The 18394-nt window shown below is 37.7% G+C and carries 16 protein-coding genes; 12 read left to right on the top strand and 4 right to left on the bottom strand.

Going from position 1 to position 18394, the window contains the following annotated elements; genetic code table 11:
• Window positions 1-304: 304 nt before the first annotated feature.
• On the bottom strand, window positions 305-841 hold the full coding sequence (locus AC4IF5_RS07960) for a helix-turn-helix domain-containing protein (protein WP_490733333.1): 537 nt from the start codon (window positions 839-841) through the stop codon (window positions 305-307).
• A gap of 957 nt (window positions 842-1798) precedes the next feature.
• Here AC4IF5_RS07960 and AC4IF5_RS07955 point away from each other — a divergent pair.
• Window positions 1799-2908, top strand: coding sequence for a M14 family zinc carboxypeptidase (locus tag AC4IF5_RS07955; protein ID WP_490733331.1), 1110 nt, complete (start codon window positions 1799-1801; stop codon window positions 2906-2908).
• A 66-nt stretch (window positions 2909-2974) separates the two neighbouring features.
• Complete coding sequence (locus tag AC4IF5_RS07950) at window positions 2975-3376, top strand: hypothetical protein (RefSeq protein WP_490733329.1); 402 nt, start codon at window positions 2975-2977, stop codon at window positions 3374-3376.
• Between the two features lie 66 nt (window positions 3377-3442).
• Here AC4IF5_RS07950 and AC4IF5_RS07945 read toward each other — a convergent pair whose 3' ends face one another.
• Entirely contained in the window at window positions 3443-3943 is a 501-nt protein-coding gene (locus AC4IF5_RS07945) for a DUF4920 domain-containing protein (protein WP_490733327.1), read from the bottom strand.
• Between the two features lie 142 nt (window positions 3944-4085).
• On the opposite strand from AC4IF5_RS07945, the gene AC4IF5_RS07940 reads away from it, so the two are divergent.
• From AC4IF5_RS07940 to AC4IF5_RS07915, 6 genes are all read left to right on the top strand, one after another.
• Window positions 4086-5498 carry an APC family permease gene (locus AC4IF5_RS07940; RefSeq protein WP_490733325.1) on the top strand — a complete coding sequence of 471 codons (1413 nt, stop codon included), beginning with the start codon at window positions 4086-4088 and terminating at the stop codon, window positions 5496-5498.
• 173 nt (window positions 5499-5671) lie between these two features.
• On the top strand, window positions 5672-6112 hold the full coding sequence (locus AC4IF5_RS07935) for a GPW/gp25 family protein (RefSeq protein ID WP_490733323.1): 441 nt from the start codon (window positions 5672-5674) through the stop codon (window positions 6110-6112).
• A 23-nt stretch (window positions 6113-6135) separates the two neighbouring features.
• Window positions 6136-8019 (top strand): type VI secretion system baseplate subunit TssF, encoded by a 1884-nt coding sequence (locus AC4IF5_RS07930; protein WP_490733321.1) that lies wholly within the window; start codon window positions 6136-6138, stop codon window positions 8017-8019.
• Between the two features lie 386 nt (window positions 8020-8405).
• Window positions 8406-11237, top strand: coding sequence for an excinuclease ABC subunit UvrA (gene uvrA, locus AC4IF5_RS07925; protein ID WP_490733319.1), 2832 nt, complete (start codon window positions 8406-8408; stop codon window positions 11235-11237).
• A 345-nt stretch (window positions 11238-11582) separates the two neighbouring features.
• A complete protein-coding gene (locus AC4IF5_RS07920; RefSeq protein WP_490733317.1) occupies window positions 11583-11987 on the top strand; it encodes a hypothetical protein in 405 nt (134 codons plus the stop codon).
• A gap of 136 nt (window positions 11988-12123) precedes the next feature.
• Complete coding sequence (locus AC4IF5_RS07915; protein ID WP_490733315.1) at window positions 12124-12258, top strand: bacteriocin-like protein; 135 nt, start codon at window positions 12124-12126, stop codon at window positions 12256-12258.
• A gap of 31 nt (window positions 12259-12289) precedes the next feature.
• Here the strand turns inward: AC4IF5_RS07915 and AC4IF5_RS07910 are convergent, their stop codons facing one another.
• Window positions 12290-12835 (bottom strand): hypothetical protein, encoded by a 546-nt coding sequence (locus AC4IF5_RS07910; RefSeq protein WP_490733313.1) that lies wholly within the window; start codon window positions 12833-12835, stop codon window positions 12290-12292.
• Between the two features lie 145 nt (window positions 12836-12980).
• On the opposite strand from AC4IF5_RS07910, the gene AC4IF5_RS07905 reads away from it, so the two are divergent.
• Together AC4IF5_RS07905 and AC4IF5_RS07900 are read left to right on the top strand one after the other, a co-directional pair.
• The gene (locus AC4IF5_RS07905; RefSeq protein WP_490733582.1) at window positions 12981-13493 is read left to right on the top strand and encodes a DUF421 domain-containing protein; all 513 of its coding nucleotides are present in this window, start codon (window positions 12981-12983) and stop codon (window positions 13491-13493) included.
• 5 nt (window positions 13494-13498) lie between these two features.
• Window positions 13499-13990, top strand: coding sequence for a GNAT family N-acetyltransferase (locus AC4IF5_RS07900; RefSeq protein WP_490733311.1), 492 nt, complete (start codon window positions 13499-13501; stop codon window positions 13988-13990).
• 129 nt (window positions 13991-14119) lie between these two features.
• Here the strand turns inward: AC4IF5_RS07900 and AC4IF5_RS07895 are convergent, their stop codons facing one another.
• A complete protein-coding gene (locus AC4IF5_RS07895) occupies window positions 14120-14434 on the bottom strand; it encodes a DUF4286 family protein (protein ID WP_490733310.1) in 315 nt (104 codons plus the stop codon).
• Between the two features lie 148 nt (window positions 14435-14582).
• Between AC4IF5_RS07895 and gyrA the strand changes: the two genes are divergently transcribed.
• Together gyrA and AC4IF5_RS07885 are read left to right on the top strand one after the other, a co-directional pair.
• The gene (gene gyrA / locus AC4IF5_RS07890) at window positions 14583-17165 is read left to right on the top strand and encodes a DNA gyrase subunit A (protein WP_490733308.1); all 2583 of its coding nucleotides are present in this window, start codon (window positions 14583-14585) and stop codon (window positions 17163-17165) included.
• Between the two features lie 28 nt (window positions 17166-17193).
• Window positions 17194-18228 carry a tetratricopeptide repeat protein gene (locus tag AC4IF5_RS07885; RefSeq protein WP_490733306.1) on the top strand — a complete coding sequence of 345 codons (1035 nt, stop codon included), beginning with the start codon at window positions 17194-17196 and terminating at the stop codon, window positions 18226-18228.
• The last annotated feature ends 166 nt before the right edge of the window (window positions 18229-18394 follow it).

The raw sequence follows: 18394 nt of genomic DNA, 5'->3' as shown, positions 1-18394 counted from the left end.
TCGATTTGTTTTTTATTTTCTATATTTGATAAAACGATAAAAAACTAATGCATGAAAATATTTTCATTTACTGTTACAGGTTCTGCAACGTGGCTGTTCTTCTCTGAATTCGATAGATAACAGCGGTAATAAGAATACTTCCCGAATTTTCAGATATTTATTTTACATGATGGAGATTGTCATAGGAATAGAGAGATTATATCTGTCCGGGAAAACGATAAGACTTAAAAACAAATAAAGCAATAGCTTTAGTTTTCTTCTTCAAATATTTTTTAGCCTGATCATGTTCTTTGGTCAGGTTTTTTTATGGCTCAAAACTTTCAAATTTTCCATTTTCATAGAACAAAACGATACGTTTTATCTTATTGTTTTGATTACCAGCTATTTGTCCCAGTATTTGGTCTGTAGAATTTTCTAATCGCTGAGAATCGGATATTTGTTCAGGAGCTTTACCTTGGGACGGTATAAACGATTCTCCAGGACCTGTCTGGGAAAGCTCAGTTTCTGTTTCATCCGTTCCGAATTCATCATCGTCATTCATCATGGTAAACAGATCGGGCAGAGGGGTAGTCTGTACTTTCTCTTCTTCCATAGGCTTTGCCGGAACTTCGGTTTCGGGGAGTTCGGATTTCAGCATTTCACCTTCACCGGTAACCAGCCAATCCCAAAGAAGTTCAGGGAAACGGGATTTTATTTTTATGATAAACTCCAGGGACGGTTTGTTTCTTCCCGAAGTAATATGCGAAATTGAAGAACGCTGTACATCGATCTCATCTGCAAATTCAGAAGGCGTAAGATTGGAATACTCTATAACTTTTGAAATTCTCTCGTTTAAACTCATCAAAATAAGTCTTTAATTATATTACAAATGTAAATAAATAAGTTTACAAATGCAAAATACAATTGTAAATAGATGTGAATTTATTCAGTATACAAATGTAAATGTATGATAATATGCTATAATACAGATGATTATAATTGAATTACAAATGTACTTTATTATTGATTGGAATAAACACTTTATTACATGAGTAAATTTCTTTATCATACGATACGCTGATATTGATGATATAAGTCAATTATAAATATAAACTAAGGCTTTTTAAGAGGAGGATTTTTACTTTAAATTTCCTGTTTTTTAGTTTACATTGGTAATCTTTAAGCTTAAATTTAAAAGGATAATATACTTCTTAAATGCTGTTATAAATACGTTTTTCACTATATACAAAAGTAAATTACCGATGTAAATATAGCTTTTGCTATGACTTTTATACTATGAAAGAATAAATGACGTAGCTTTTTGTAAAGTGTGATTCTTTGATATTTTAAAACTCCAAAAAAATTGAAATTGGATCGTTGATCCAGATAAATTTTTGAATTCTATCTAATTTACATTTGTTTAATGTTGTAAACAGGTAGGTTTTCCACATTTTACCTGTTTGATAAAATTATGCCTATTTGACTAAAAATAGGTTTTTTTATACTTCAAGTATCTTTGCAAATACTATTTAGATAAATTTCATAACTAATTGAATTTAAGTATTTTAAATACATGTAGTTAAATTATTCGCAATCCACAATTTTATCCACAGACATTTTGACAATACCAGATGTTTAACAATATTACAACTGTCAATTTAAATAGGTAGTGTAAATTGAGGGCATTTAACTTTTGTAAACCAAATAATTTTCACTGTAAATTTTTAAAATCGTATCATTTTCCTGTTGTTTACATATGTTAATTTAGTTTTTTGCCCTAAAATGGTTAAATTTGATTCCTGTAAATTATTTTCCAACAATGAATTTTGAACAGATCTATTCTCAGACTCCCGATTTCTCTAATCGCTATATTTCCCCTGAAAAATTATTTTCTTACCTACAGGCAAATCTCAGCGATTATATTAAGGAGATCGGAACCTCCTATTTAGATAAGCCGATTTATCAGTTAAGTATCGGAACCGGGAACATCAATGTATTGGCCTGGTCGCAGATGCACGGAAATGAATCCAATGCTACTCACGCCATGCTTGATCTTTTGGTAAGTCTCGATAAAGCTCCTGAAATGAAAGAAGAGCTGTTCAGTAAAATAAGGCTGGATTTTATCTTTATGCTCAATCCGGATGGATCTGAAAGATGGACCAGGCTCAATGCTGCAGATATTGACCTGAACAGAGATTTTCATAATGAAGCCAGTAAAGAGATTAAGTTTCTGAAAAAAGCGGCCGCCTCAAAGAAGTATGATTATGCATTAAACCTTCACGAGCAGAGAACGATCTTTACAACTGACGGGGTTCATCCTGCCACGCTTTCTTTTCTTGCCCCTTCCGAAAATGTAGAGCGTATCGTAACGGAAAACAGGAAGAAATGTATGGCAGTAATTGGTAGGGTATATCATCACCTGAAGGAAATGATCCCAAATCAGATCGGAAGATATTCAGATGAATTCTATCCAACCTCTACGGGTGACAATTTTATCAAAGCCGGAATGCCTACCATATTATTCGAAGGCGGGCATTTTGTAGATGATTATACCCGGAAAGGAACCAGAAAATATTATACGATTGCCCTTTACTATGCTCTGAAGGCGATCAGTGAGCTGAACTCTGATATTACAGGCTGGGAAACTTATCTTGAAATTCCTGAGAACAAGGAAACCCATTATGATATCGTTTACAGAAATGTAAAGCTGAACACGGAACATGAATGTATTTTAGACATAGCGGTTCAGTACAGGGAGATCAAAGAAGAAGGAAAAGATGAGATCTCCTTTATCCCTTTCGTAATGGAAGCCGGAGATGTGAGAAGAAAAAAAGGCTGGCTGGAAATAGACTGTACCGGAAAGAAATTTATTTCTGCCACTAAATATCCTAAGCTGGATGCAGTGGTAGATTTTAAAATAGAAGATTAAAAATTTTACATATTCTGCTACTGATCTTAATCTCCGTTATTGAATCAAAAAGTTAATAATGATAGTATGAAAAATTTATTGACATTAATTGTACTGATGGGTATAGGCTTGCCTTTGCTGGCACAGGATCAGTCATCCGTTCCCTATAAAGCCAATGACAGTGTAATGGTGACTGTAATACTTCGTCATTTGCAGGAAAACCCTGTAGATTCAATTCAGACCAGAGTAATGAAACAAAAATTTTATCAGAAGCTGAACAGAAGCCACGCACGTATTGTATCCTGGAATGTAGTGATGGGAATAGGGCAGATGATAACTTTAAGATTTAAGCCTGAGCATATGAGAGAAGTTAATCAGGTATTTGAAAGCGGAGCCTGGGGTGGATTTAAAACAGAGTTTTATCCTTCCTATGATTTCCTCCCTATTTATCCGGTTATGCTTGAAAAAGAAAAGAAGATGAGTAAATAATTGATCTCATAAAAAACGTTCTCAAAATACTTTGAGAACGTTTTTTTTATTATTGTCTGAACTCAATTAGTTGACTACTTTAATTCCGTTAGCTACAAATCTGATCTCTTCTTTAGGCTGCGTAATAGCATCAATTTCAGCCTGAGGCTTTTTCGCATCTTCAGCATAATGCTTCTGCTCATTTACAGAAATTACCTTTCTTTCCGCATTTCCTTCCAGTACTACGTTTTTACCTTTTAAAGCTGTTGGCACAAAGAAAGCGTAGTCTTTCATTTTTACAAAGAATTTTGAATTGTCTTCCGTCTGAATGGTAAGCCAGCATCCTTTTTTATCACAGACATCGGTTACTTTTCCTTTAACGGCTATATTCTCGACCTTTTTGTTATCCTTTTTAAGCTGCTTATTCAATTTGTCTACTGTGACCGCTTTAGATTCGGCAGATGAAGATACTTCACCTCCATAAGTATCACCTACCAGAGCATTTCCGGCTGGCGGACCACTTTGCTGTGCAAAAGCCAAACTGGAGGCAGTTACAGCTGCGGCTAATAATATTGTCTTAAATTTCATTTTTTAATATTTTTTCAAAAATACTAATTAAAATTGAATCATAACGGTATTAAGAGATGATAAAAACACGTACTTCTACAAAATTTCAATAAAATTCAAAATAAAAGAGAGATTTGTTTATATTTGAAGCCTATACTTGACTATGCAAAAAAAACTGAAACTATGGGATGCCATCATGCTTGTGATGGGGTCCATGATCGGAAGCGGGATCTTTATTGTAAGTGCTGATATGATGCGGAACCTGGGATCAGGATTCTGGCTGATCGTAGTGTGGATCATTACCGGAATCATGACAGTAGCAGCGGCAATAAGCTATGGAGAACTTTCCGCTCTTTTTCCAAAAGCCGGAGGACAGTACACCTATCTGAAAGAAATTTTCGGCAAAAGAATGGGATTCCTTTATGGCTGGGGATTATTTACAGTAATACAAACCGGAACGATTGCCGCGGTAGCGATGGCGTTTGGGAAATTTACAGCCTATCTGGTTCCTTCCCTTAATGATGCCGCACCTATTTTCCAAAGTGGTGAGTTTAAAATTACCTGGATTCAGATTCTGGCCATTGCTGTGATTCTCCTGCTTACGTATATTAATACAAGGGGAGTACAGAGTGGAAAAATCCTTCAGAATGTATTTACAGGATCCAAGATCATAGCATTGGTTGGTCTGATCGCATTAGGCTTTATACTGGTCGATCTTTCTCATTTATCCGAAAACTTCAGTCTGGGAATGGACTCATTTAATAATCTTAAGAAAGATCTGAGCGGCAATTTCCTGAAAGAAGGCTGGGAACCGATTGGAGGAATGACATTACTGGGAGGTATCGCGGCTGCAATGGTAGGTTCTGTTTTCAGCTCGGTAGCATGGGAAAGTGTGACCTTTGTTTCGGGAGAAATCGACAATCCGAAACGGAATGTGGTAAAATCAATGATATACGGTACCTCTGCTGTAATGATTCTTTATATAGCGGTTAATTTTGTATACCTGAACGCATTGGACAGAGACGGAATTGCATTTGCCACGAATGACAGGGTAGCAGTAGCCGCTTCACAGGATATTTTCGGAAGTGCGGGTACAATTATTATAGCATTATTAGTAATGATCTCTACATTCGGATGTGATAACGGACTGATTTTAGCCGGAGCCAGAGTTTTTCAGACCATGGCAAAAGACGGCATGTTCTTCAGATCAGCAATAAAAAATAATAAGAATGAAGTGCCGGAAAATGCTTTATGGATGCAGGGAGTCTGGGCTTCTATCTTATGCCTGAGCGGGCAGTATGGAAACCTTCTGGATATGATCTCTTTTGTTATCGTCTTATTCTATATGATAACAGTGTTTGGAGTTATTTACTTAAGAGTTAAGCAACCGGCTCTGGAAAGACCTTATAAAACATGGCTTTATCCGGTAACCCCCGTTATTTATCTGATCATAGGAGCTTGTTTCTGTATCTTACTTTTAATATATAAGCAACAATATACCTGGCCCGGATTTGTAATGGTATTGCTGGGACTTCCGGTGTATTATTTTATCAACAGAAAAAAGGCAGACAGCTAATATACACTATAAGGATATAACATATATAATCATTTCAGGGCTTTCAACTCAGTTTGAAAGCCCTGAGTTTTGAATAATATTTTAATGGATTGTAACAATTATTTAGTGAAAATGTGTATTTTGGTATTTCGTTTTTAAGTAAACAGGACCATGAAGTAAAAAATTAAGAAGTTATGGATACACCAAATTACAGAATGCCTTTCGTACCGTCTACTTTAATGACCGAAGGCGGAAGTATCGATACCTGCGATATGGGGGAAAGTATTGCCCACAATATTATGTTGCTGATCACCACCAAAAAAGGAGAGAACAGATACGATGAGAACTATGGAAACGATGTCTGGAACCTTGAGTTTGACAATGGAGTGACCAGTGCCATCTGGGAAAATGTTTTCATTAAAAGCCTCAGAAGACAGATCCAGGAGTATGAACCAAGGATTGTGAATCCACAGATCGATGCCCATATACAATTTGTAGAGCACAGCTACGATACCAAAGAACACACAGAAATCAAAAAGAAAGTAAGAATTGCCATCAATGCAAAAATGGAGGAAACAGGAGAGCGCTTCAGCTTTTCTACAGAGCTGTTCCTGAGCCCTATGTCTATTGATTAATATTTTTAACAGCGAAGAAAATTATGAATTTAGATCAGAATATTTATTCCAAAGAATCTGTAAAAGCAAGGATGCTTCAGAATGCTACTAAAGTTTGGGGACTGAAAAGCCCGCAATCTTTGGATCCTTTTGTCAAATTATTGATAGATGCATTCAGTACAGAAGTTTTTAAAGCGAATAACGAAATACAAACGGTGAATGCCCGTATCCTGGAGAAACTGGCAAAACTGCTTACACCATCTATTTATACCCATCCTATTCCTGCTCATTCTGTTGCTTTTACACAGCCTTATGAATCTTCCGAGGTCTTATTGGAGCATACGGAGTTCTTTTTCCGTAAACAGATGACCTCCACGGTAAAATCAGAATCAGATAAACAGCTGAATATTCCCTTTACTCCGGTAGGAAATGTAAGAATTAATAAAGTTCATACCTCAATAATGTTTGTAGGAAATACCTGCTACAGCATTGATGACAGGTTTAACAAAATCCCTATTGCAAGATTCACAGGGAGGCCTGAAGATTACAGAAAAATTACAATAGGAGTTGATGTCAGCAAATATATAAGTGAAAACTTTCCCAAATATCTGAGTATATTCTGCTCCAATCCTGCTTTTGAGCATCTTGATTTTGTGTATAAGCTATTACCTTATATCACCGTTTCCAGCAATGGAAATCCCCTGTTTGTAAGAGAAGGACTCAGTTATCTTTCAGAAAGCCATACAGACGGCTATGAGCAGATGTTTAAAGAACAATCTATCAGAAATAAGGTGATTGAAGATATCAAGAGCATCTACCGCCATAAATTTATTGAAGTTACCGGAATATCTCACAGCCTGTTTTCAGAACCGGGACAACTGCCGCAGAATCTTGAATTCCTGGCTGGAAAAGAAGAAATTCTAAAGTATATAGAAAACAAAAGGTACTTATGGCTTACTTTTGAATTTCCGCCACAGTTTTCAGCAGAGATCCTGGATAATTTCTCATTCGTGCTGAATGCTTTCCCGATCTACAACAGAGGCTGGAAGAAAACAGAATACAGCCTTGATATTATGGGAAATAATATTCCGTTGGTGACAGATGAAGGTGAGCACTTCCTGTACGTAGATGAGGTTCAGGACGGAGACGGAAGAAAATATACGGAAATTCCTTTTACACCAGCCGATGACCTGAAGAAAGGACTGTATACGGTAAGAAAAGGAGGAATGGAACGCTTCACCAGCAGAAATGCCGTAGATATGATCGCTAACGTTCTGGAACTGACAAGAGATGAAATTGCAGCATTCTCCCTTTTGAACAGGGATAACGTAAAAGGTGTTCTCAGCGAGATGTCTGATAAGATGAAGTCTATGGTACAGAAAGTGAATAATGCCAAAAGGAATATCAGACAGGAGCTGAACTATGTCATTATGGAGCCTGTAGAAAAGACAGATCACACTTATGCCTCTTTCTGGGTAACCCACTGTACATTGGCCAACCATATGCGTCCCGGAACAGAACTTTCCAATCAGTTGAAATCACAGACTGTCGTTTTGCTTACAGAAACGCTGGGAGGTGCTGAGGAACAAAAGGGGACGGATAGTATTCAGGCTTATAAATATGCACTGACGACAAGAGATAAGATCATTTCTCTTGAAGATGTCAAAAACTATTGCCGTATGATCCTGAAAGATGAGCTGAGAGAGGTAAGGGTAAGAAGAGGGACCATGATCAGTAACAAACCTAAGGAAGGCTTTGTAAGAACCGTTGAGGTAGAAATTATTCCGCAAAACTATTCCTTTTATGGAAGAGCCTACTGGGAAAATATGGCTAACATTCTGAGAAACCAGATCATTGCCAAAGCGATAGACGGTATTGAATATGTAGTAAAAATAACGAATGAAGATGTTGAGTTTCAGGATATGTAAATCCTCATAAAAGCCAACTATTTCAGTTGATAATAAAAATGCCGTAGAAATATGGCATTTTTTTATATATGAACTATATTTTCTTTAAACAACAATAACCATATATCAGATCAATAGAAATGGAGCTTAGCCCATTTTTTAATAAAAGAATATCAGCCAACATTTTAAGAATCATTTCCACAAACATCTGTGACAATCTGTATCATCTGTGGTTAAAATCATTTTTTATGCTAAAGAATGTATACTGGTTTCCCTCACAAGCTTTTTTATAAATTAAAAATAAGCCTTGAATTGGCTCTAAACTTTATCCCCTTTTTAATTAAAAAAATTCCATAAAATTCCGTAATTTTGCACGTTGTGATTTTCAGGCAAAATCACTCCGAATTATGAGCAAATCAACAGAATATATAGAAGTTTACGGAGCACGTGAACACAATCTGAAGAACATTAATGTTAAAATTCCCCGCAACGAGCTTGTTGTCATTACCGGTCTTTCCGGAAGCGGGAAATCTTCACTCGCTTTTGATACTATTTTTGCAGAAGGACAGCGCCGTTATATTGAAACATTTTCGGCATATGCACGCCAGTTCCTGGGTGGATTGGAGCGCCCGGATGTAGATAAGATTGAAGGCCTTTCCCCGGTTATTGCGATTGAGCAGAAGACCACCAATAAAAATCCAAGGTCCACCGTGGGAACGGTTACGGAGCTGTATGACTTCCTGCGTCTTTTATATGCAAGGGTCTCCGATGCATATTCCTTATCTACAGGACAAAAGCTGGTAAGCTATACGGAAGATCAGATTCTTGAAACGATCAAAGAGAACTATAAGAGAGAAAAGATCATGTTATTGGCTCCTGTAGTACGTTCAAGAAAAGGGCATTACCATGAGCTTTTCGTACAGATGGCTAAAAAAGGCTATGGGCAGGCAAGGATTGATGGTGAGCTGCAGGACATCGAATATGATCTGAAGCTTGACCGTTATAAAACCCATGATATCGATATTGTGATCGACCGCTGGATTATCGGAGAGAATGCTTCAGAAAGCAGAATGGAAAAATCATTGCGTACAGCGATGGAAATGGGAGAGGGAATTATCGGAATTCAGAAACTGGGAAGTACAGACATTGAGTATTTCTCTAAAAACCTGATGGATGCGGAAACAGGACATTCTTTGGCACTACCGGAACCGAATACGTTCTCATTCAACTCGCCAAAAGGAAGCTGCCCGAACTGTAAAGGATTGGGGACGATCAAAAAAATCAATACTGATTATTTCGTAGATAACCCGAAACTATCGATCAATCAGGGAGGGTTGCTTCCTTTGGAAGATATCAAATCCAATAAATGGATCCTGTCCCAGATCAAAAATATCCTTGAGATCTTTGGCCTTGGACTGACGACACCATTACAGGATATCCCGGAAGAAGCACTGGATTATATCTATAACGGATGTCATAAAGAATTCAATAAAGATCTGAAATACGCTGGGATCACCAAAAAAATAAAGATCAGCTTTGACGGATTGATCGCTTTCATGGAGGAAATTATCGATGAAAGAGACTCTTATGAAGCGATCTTACTGGAAAGGCATTTTACAACAGAAGAAACCTGCCCTGAATGTAACGGAACCCGTCTTCAGCCTTCAAGTTTAAGCTTTAAAATAGACGGAAAGAATATTGCTGAGGTGAATGCTTTAAGCTTGGCAGATCTGAAAGACTGGCTGACAGATGTTAAAGATAAATTCTCGGAAAAAAATAAGATCATTGCTCATGAAATCCTGAAGGAGATAGAAACCAGGCTCCAGTTTCTGCTGGATGTTGGTTTGGATTACCTGAGTCTGAGCAGGAGCTCCAGAACCCTTTCAGGAGGAGAATCGCAGAGGATTCGTCTGGCAACACAGATCGGCTCCCAATTGGTCAATGTATTGTATATCCTTGATGAGCCAAGTATCGGTCTTCACCAGAGGGATAACGAAAGGCTGATCCATTCCCTGAAGAACCTTAGAGATATCGGAAACTCCGTATTGGTGGTAGAGCACGATAAAGATATGATCCTGGAGGCCGATGAGGTATTGGATATTGGTCCGAAAGCGGGGAAATTTGGCGGAGAAATACTTTGGCAGGGTAAACCTAAAGATCTGCTGAAGGCTGATACCATCACAGCCCAGTATATCAATGGAAAAAGAAAAATCGAAATTCCTGCAGAAAGAAGAGCAGGAAGCGGAAAAAATATAGTATTAAAAGGGGCTACCGGAAATAACCTTAAAAATGTAACCCTGGATATTCCTCTTGGAAAACTGGTAGTGGTCACCGGAATTTCAGGAAGCGGAAAGTCTTCGCTGATCAACGGAACTTTATATCCGATCCTTAACAAACATTTCTACAGGGCAGTTCAGGAACCTTTACCTTATAAAAAGATAGAAGGACTGGAAAATATCGATAAGATCGTGGATGTAGATCAGACTCCGATCGGAAGAACGCCACGTTCCAATCCTGCTACCTATACCGGAATGTTTACAGATATCAGGAACCTTTTTGCAGAATTGCCTGAAAGCAAGATCCGTGGATACAAACCAGGACGTTTCTCTTTCAATGTAAAAGGCGGCAGATGCGAAACCTGTCAGGGAGGAGGATTGAAAGTGATCGAAATGAATTTCCTTCCGGATGTATATGTTCATTGCGAAACCTGCAACGGAAAACGTTTCAACAGGGAAACCCTGGAAGTCCGTTACAAAGGAAAATCGATCTCTGACGTATTGGATATGACGATCGATGAAGCCGTAGAGTTCTTCCAGCCGATTCCTAAGATCTTTGCAAAGGTAAAAACATTGCAGGATGTAGGTTTGGGATATATTACATTAGGACAGCAGTCAACGACCCTTTCAGGAGGTGAAGCCCAACGCATTAAGCTGGCAACGGAACTGGCTAAAAGACAAACCGGAAATACCCTTTATATCCTTGATGAGCCAACCACCGGACTTCACTTTGAAGACGTAAAGATCCTGATGGATGCCATCAATCAATTGGTAGAGCTTGGAAACTCATTCATTATCATCGAACATAATATGGATGTGATCAAACTGGCAGACCATATCATTGATGTAGGTCCGGAAGGCGGAAAATACGGAGGGCAGATTGTAGCACAGGGAACTCCTGAAGAGATCGTGAAGTCTAAGAAAAGCCTGACCGGGAAGTTTTTGAAGCGGGAATTAGAGTAAGAAAATATCGATTTAATTATAGAAAAGAATTTGCGAAAGCAGATTCTTTTTTATTTTTATTCAGGATCAAATCCAAATGTTAAGATCTGATGATCAGTTTTCGGAAAGGGCTTTTATATGCTAAAGAGCGAAGAAATGAGCAAAAACTTTGAGTAGTAAGGTAATAATCTGCTTCCCAATATTAAATTTTCAATTATTTTTAAATATTATATCACTGAAAATCAGACTATTATATTTTAATGTTAACTCAATGTTAACTCAAAGTGAATTTAATATGAATTATTTTTAATAACTTTGGTTAAGAGATACAAATAAGCTTAGTATAATATTTAAAACCAAATAGTTATGAGAAATAGAATTCAAATGTTGTTCGCTTCACTTTCCATTTGTGGATTTGCCGCTGTACTGAATACTGCTAAGGCGCAGGCTACAGATCATAATATGATCGAAGAGATTCAGCTGAATAGAAATGAAACTTTTAATGATATAAGAAGCCGTTTGGCGGAAAATTTTGATCTTACTAACCCTGATTATAAGCAGGGAACCATCAACTCAGTCGTCAAGTTCGATATAGCAAAGAACGGGAAGATTGTGAACGTACATTCCAATGGTGATTGTAAAAGCGTAAGCAAGGAAATTGAAACGGTTCTAAGCGAACTGGATTATAAGGTGGACCGTAAGAGCCTGAATGATAATATGGTTGCTTATACTTATGTAATGCCGGTAACGGTAGAAATTGATAACAGATAACATTCATAAAATCTTAATGGAATTCTCTACAGATTTTATTCTAAAAAGTGTGAATAATGAAAAGATAAATGATTAAATTGTAATATAATCTATTAATATTCGTTTTAATTTTACAAAACCATAAAATTAAAGCTATATGAAAAATTTAAAGAAACTGACTAAGGCAGATTTGAAGTCAGTGTATGGAGGAGAACCTAAAAAATACTGTACGTATTGTGAATGGGCCAATAAAGTCATTTGCAGCGAAGTTCCAATCGTTCAGTGTCCTTAAAAATTAAAACCGCATTTAAGCGGTTTTTTTATTATTCTGTATTCCTGATAAAATTGGTGAGGTGTGTTTTGAGGTCTTTCGAACCGGCAATCTTTTCATCAAAAATAATATTATCTATTTTCCATCCCTTTTGGATATTGATCAGATGTATTGTATCAGTCCAGATTACCTTTGGAGCTGCCATCTTGTATTCAAACAGGACTGATGCCTCTGCGGTTTTATCATTAACGCTTATAGATTGAATTTTATAACCGGTATATCCTTCATATAGGCTGGAAAAAATAGTCCCTTCAAATATCAGAGGCTTTTCATCAGGATGATCGCTGTTTTTCACTTTCTCAATATCAGCTTTTGAAACGTTTATTGCTGTTTCCAGTGTCTTTTGAAGTTCCGGAGAAAACAGGGAATCCGGAATTGCCTGACTGTAAATAGCTTCACTGGATAAACCATACTGACTATACAGCTGGTTTACTTTTTTACTTATTAGCACATTGCCATTTGCTTTGGAGAATTCAGCTTTATTACAGCCGGTAAAGCTGAAGATAATGCTTATCAATATAAAAACAGGTCTGATCATAGGTGGGATTATTTGCACTCAATTCCAAAAGCTATACCAAAGGAATAGTGAAATTAGGTTCATTACTTTCATCATCCATACATTTTACATGAATGCATCCGTACAATAACAAAAAATCAATACATTTGATATAGATAAAAAAATGGTGGATCCTATTCTTAACGTTGCAGTCCGTTCTCTTTGTGTTTACCTTTTTATGGTGATCGCAATCCGGTTATTTGGCAAAAATCAGCTTTCCCAGCTTAATGCAGGCGATGTGGTTCTCCTGCTGTTGATTTCCAATGCAGTTCAGAATGCTATGGTAGGCCCTGATACATCCTTGCAGGGCGGAATCGTTGCGGCATTGGTTTTGTTTGTAGCTAACTTTATTTTAAAAAGATTGATGTTTTCCAACCGTTCCTTTGAAGCCTTTATGGAAGATGAGCCGGTGATCCTTATCCGGGATGGTGTCGCGGATCAGTCGGCACTGAACAGGGTAAAGATTACACAGGGTGAACTGGAAGAGGCCATACGGGAACATGGCATTGAAAACATAAAAAATGTGAAGCTGTCCGTAATGGAAGTTGATGGGAATATCAGCGTTGTTTCTGAAGACGAGAAAAGTAAGCAGACCCATTATTCGAGAATTAAAAGAAAAAATAAAAGAAAATATCATTAAGTACGATGAATTACGAATTAAGAGAAATGCTTCCCAGTGATGAGGCCAGGGTATTGGAAATTTTCAGACAGGGAGTAGATAGTGGCATAGCGACTTTGGAAACCGAAGTTCCGACGGCCGAGGCATGGAGTATGGAATATTTCAATGACTGCCGTTGGGTGCTGGAAAATGAAAGTAACGAGGTCGTAGGATGGTGTGCCCTGAAGCCGGTCAGTAAAAGAGAATGCTTCAAAGGAGTGGCAGAAGTAAGCATTTATTTTGATAATGAATATCAGGGGAAAGGATTAGGTTCGGTATTGCTAAAAAAAATGATCCTGGATAGTGAGGATCATGGATTCTGGACCCTGCAGACCAATATCTTTCCGGAAAATGAAACTTCGATCAGATTTCACCAGAAAAACGGCTTCAGAATGGTAGGTGTCCGCAAGAAAATCGGAAAGCTCAACGGCGAATGGAAAGACCTGATCATGATGGAAAAAAGAAGCGAAATCGTCTGATAAGTAACAAATGATTAATAATGGGTTGAGAAGAAGCTTTACCTTAGATTATCAACTTTGAACCTTAAATTTCATTTAACACAGACAACATAAAAAAGCCCTGAAAAAACCAGGGCTTCTTTTTTGATATTAAAATCTTGATTTTTTCGGATTCAGGAAACTATTGAAGATCATGACTTCCTCTCCGAATTTATTTTCTATACGTTCAGCTATATTTTTCAGTTCGCTTTCGATAAAATCGTTTCTGAGCTCATCATTATCAAAGATAAGCAGAAGGTTATAATTCTTTCCTTCATCAATATAATCACTATGAACTTCAGAAAGGATATATTTGCTGACATCCATCAGATTTTCGGTCATTAGAACCAGGGTTTCATCAATATAATTTTCCCATTCTCCCAGATTATTTTTCGTACAGTGGAAAGTTATACTTAATATGCTCATATTTTAAGAATTTTTAAGATTTTGTGGATAAATTCTAGCACAAAAATCGGCATTTTTTTCGTAAATTAGCCCGTTAATAAAAATCCGAAATAAATAATTTTCAGACTTTCAGCTAAGGGTCTGACTATCATTATAATAAAATTTGTTTATGCAAAAAGAAGGAGAAAGACTGATTCCTATCAACATTGTTGATGAAATGAAGTCATCTTATATCGATTATTCGATGTCGGTTATCGTTTCAAGAGCGTTACCTGATGTAAGAGATGGCTTGAAACCCGTTCATAGAAGAGTGCTATATGGTATGTATGGATTAGGGGTTTTTTCTAATAGAAAATATTTAAAATCTGCGAGAATTGTTGGGGACGTTTTGGGTAAATACCACCCGCACGGAGACTCCTCTGTATATGATGCGATGGTGAGAATGGCCCAGGACTGGAGCTTGCGGTATCCACAGGTGGATGGGCAGGGTAACTTCGGTTCTATGGATGGTGACCCGCCTGCGGCGATGCGTTATACCGAGGCCAGATTGAAAAAGATCTCTGATGAGGTTCTTTCAGACTTAGACAAAGAAACAGTTGACTTCCAGAATAACTTCGACGACAGTTTACAGGAGCCAACGGTAATGCCTACTAAAGTTCCTAACCTTCTGGTAAACGGTACTTCAGGTATCGCTGTAGGGATGGCGACGAATATGGCACCCCACAACTTATCCGAATCTGTAGATGCGATCTGTGCTTATATCGATAATAAAGAAATTACGATCGATGAGCTGATGCAGCATATCATTGCTCCGGATTTCCCTACAGGAGGTATTATCTATGGTTATGACGGCGTAAGAGATGCTTTCCATACAGGTAGAGGTAGAGTGGTGTTGAGAGCAAAGGTTAACTTTGAAGAGATCGGAAACAGAAACGCGATTATCGTTACTGAAGTTCCTTATCAGGTTAACAAAGCTGAAATGATCGCCAGAACTGCAGAGCTTGTTAAAGATGAAAAGATACCTGGCATCCATGAGATCAGGGATGAATCGGACAGAAAAGGACTTCGTGTTGTTTATGAATTGAAAAATGATGCGATTCCGAATGTTGTTTTAAACTTACTCTATAAGTATACGGCGCTTCAGACTTCTTTCAGTGTAAACAATATCGCATTGGTACACGGAAGACCGGAGCAGCTGAACCTTAAAGATATTATTCATCACTTTGTAGAGCACAGACATGAAGTAATCGTAAGAAGAACGAAGTTTGAGCTTAAAAAAGCAAAAGAAAGAGCACATATCTTAGAAGGGTTTATGAAAGTGATCGGAACCCAGGATTCTCTGGACAGGGCTATTTCTATTATCCGTCACAGTGCAAATCCACAGGCGGCAAAAGAAGGCCTTATCGAAGCATTTGAACTTTCTGAAATTCAGGCACAGGCAATTCTTGATCTTAGATTGGCCCGTCTTACAGGAATGGAGCTTGACAAGATCCGTGATGAGTACGATACGATCATGAAAGAAATTGCTGATTTGGAAGATATCTTAGCCAATGAGCCAAGAAGATTCCAGATCATCAAAGATGAATTACTTGAGATCAAAGAAAAATACGGGGATGAAAGAAGAACTGAAATCGATTACTCAGGAGGAGAGATGTCTATTGAAGATATTATCCCGAATGAATCTGTAGTTCTTACCATCTCTCATGCAGGCTATATCAAGAGAACTTCCCTTTCAGAATACAAGATTCAGAGTAGAGGAGGTGTAGGAAATAAAGCGGCAACAACAAGAGATTCTGATTTCCTTGAATATATTGTTTCTGCCACCAACCACCAGTATATGCTGTTCTTTACGGAAAAAGGAAGATGTTACTGGCTAAGGGTATTCGAAATTCCTGAAGGCTCCAAAACCGCAAAAGGAAGAGCGGTACAGAATCTGATCAATATCGAACCGGATGATAAGATCAAGGCATATATCAGAACCAATAACCTGAAAGATTCTGAATATGTAAACCAGATGAGTGTTGTGATGGTAACTAAGAACGGTACCATTAAGAAAACTTCACTGGAAGCCTATTCAAGACCGAGAGTGAATGGGGTGAATGCGATTGAGATCAGGGATAATGACCAGTTGTTAGGAGCTTATCTTACCAACGGGACTTCTCAGATCATGATCGCTACGAAAAACGGTAAATGTATCCGTTTCCCTGAAGAAAAAGTAAGAGAAGTAGGTAGAGGATCTATCGGGGTGAGAGGTATCTTGCTTGAAGATGGAGATGAAGCTATTGGTATGATTGTTGTGAATGACGTAGAGAACGAAACAGTACTTGTGGTATCTGAAAAAGGATATGGAAAGAGAACTGCGGTAGAAGACTACAGAATTACCAACAGAGGAGGAAAAGGAGTTATCACGCTGAACATTACCGAAAAAACAGGAAATCTGATCGCTATTCAGAATGTAACAGACGAAGACGGATTGATGATCATCAACAAATCCGGTGTTGCTATCAGAATGGGAATGGATGAAATGAGAGTAATGGGTAGAAATACACAGGGAGTAAAACTCATCAACCTTAAGAAAAATGACGAAATTGCAGCTATCGCAAAAGTAGAAATGGATAAGGATGTAGAAGAAGATTCTGAAGAGATTGAAGAAGGTACAGAAATACTATTTGATAACCAGGAAAACGAAGCACCTCAGGCTGAAAATGAAAATCCGGCTGAGGAAACTGAGAACTCTGATTCTGAAGAATAAATTGTACAATTAATATAAAATAGTTATTATGAAGAAACTCATTTTAGGAATGGCTATCGTGGCCTCTGCTTTTGTTTTCGGACAAAAAGACGCGAATGCTCTGAATGCGCAGCTTCAGGCGGCTAACAAAGCAGCTATGGATGCGTATAATGCAAAAAATTATGCAGCTGCAGCTCCTAAGTTTGTAGAAGTTTATGACTTATTGAAGTCTAGTGGTCAGGACAATAAAATATATATGTATTATGCAGGACTTAGCCATGCGTTAGCTAATAACAGCGATGAGTCTATCAAAATATATACAGACCTGGTCAACTCCGGATTTACAGGAGTAGAAACCACTTATACTGCGAAAGAAAAGAAAAGTGGGGAAGTAGTGAACCTGGATAAGGCTACATGGGAGCTTATGAAGAAGAACCCGGATTATACCGATTTCAAAACAGATCAGACGAAAAGTGTAGAACCGGATTTATATGAAACTCTGACTTCATTGCTTCTTAACGCTAAAAAGTCAGAGGAAGCCCTTACCATTATTGAGAAAGGATTAGCTAAATTTCCAAATAATGCTAAACTTAAAGAAGCTCAGACTACAGCTTACCTTCAGTCAGGAAATACAGATAAATTCGTTGCAGGTTTGAAAGAGCAGTTAGCCAAAAACCCTAACGATGCTACAAACTGGTATAACCTTGGAGTAATGCAGGCTAAAAGTCCAGCTACGGTAAATGATGCTTTAGAATCATTTAAAAAAGCAATTGAGCTTAAGCCGGATTTTGCTGATGCACATCAGAATTTAGTATACACTGCTATCGGAGATGATGCTAAAATAGTTGGAGAGATCAACGCGTTGAGAAAAGATAAGCCGGATGAAGCGACCAAATTGATCGATGCAAGAAGAGAAAGATTCAACAAAGCGTTGCCATTTGCAGAAGGATGGTATAAGGCTGCTCCACAAAGCCTTGATGCGGTTACTGCGTTAAAAGAAATTTACATTGTAACTAAAAACATGGATAAAGTTAAAGAATTGAAAGCTAAAGAAGCTGAACTTACAGCTGCCGGAGCAAAGTAATCATTTAACAGCCAGATAATAAAGAGCCGGAACAGCAATGTTCCGGCTTTTATTTTTTAAACCTGAAAAGGAGGATAATTTCATTCGTATAATTCATGTCATATATTATTTGGAAAAAATGGACTGTCTTCAACATTTTGTGACGTATGCAGAGACGGATTCGGCA

The sequence above is a fragment of the Chryseobacterium sp. UF-290 genome (genome assembly GCF_058245615.1).
This window is presented reverse-complemented; position numbering and strand designations above follow the sequence as displayed.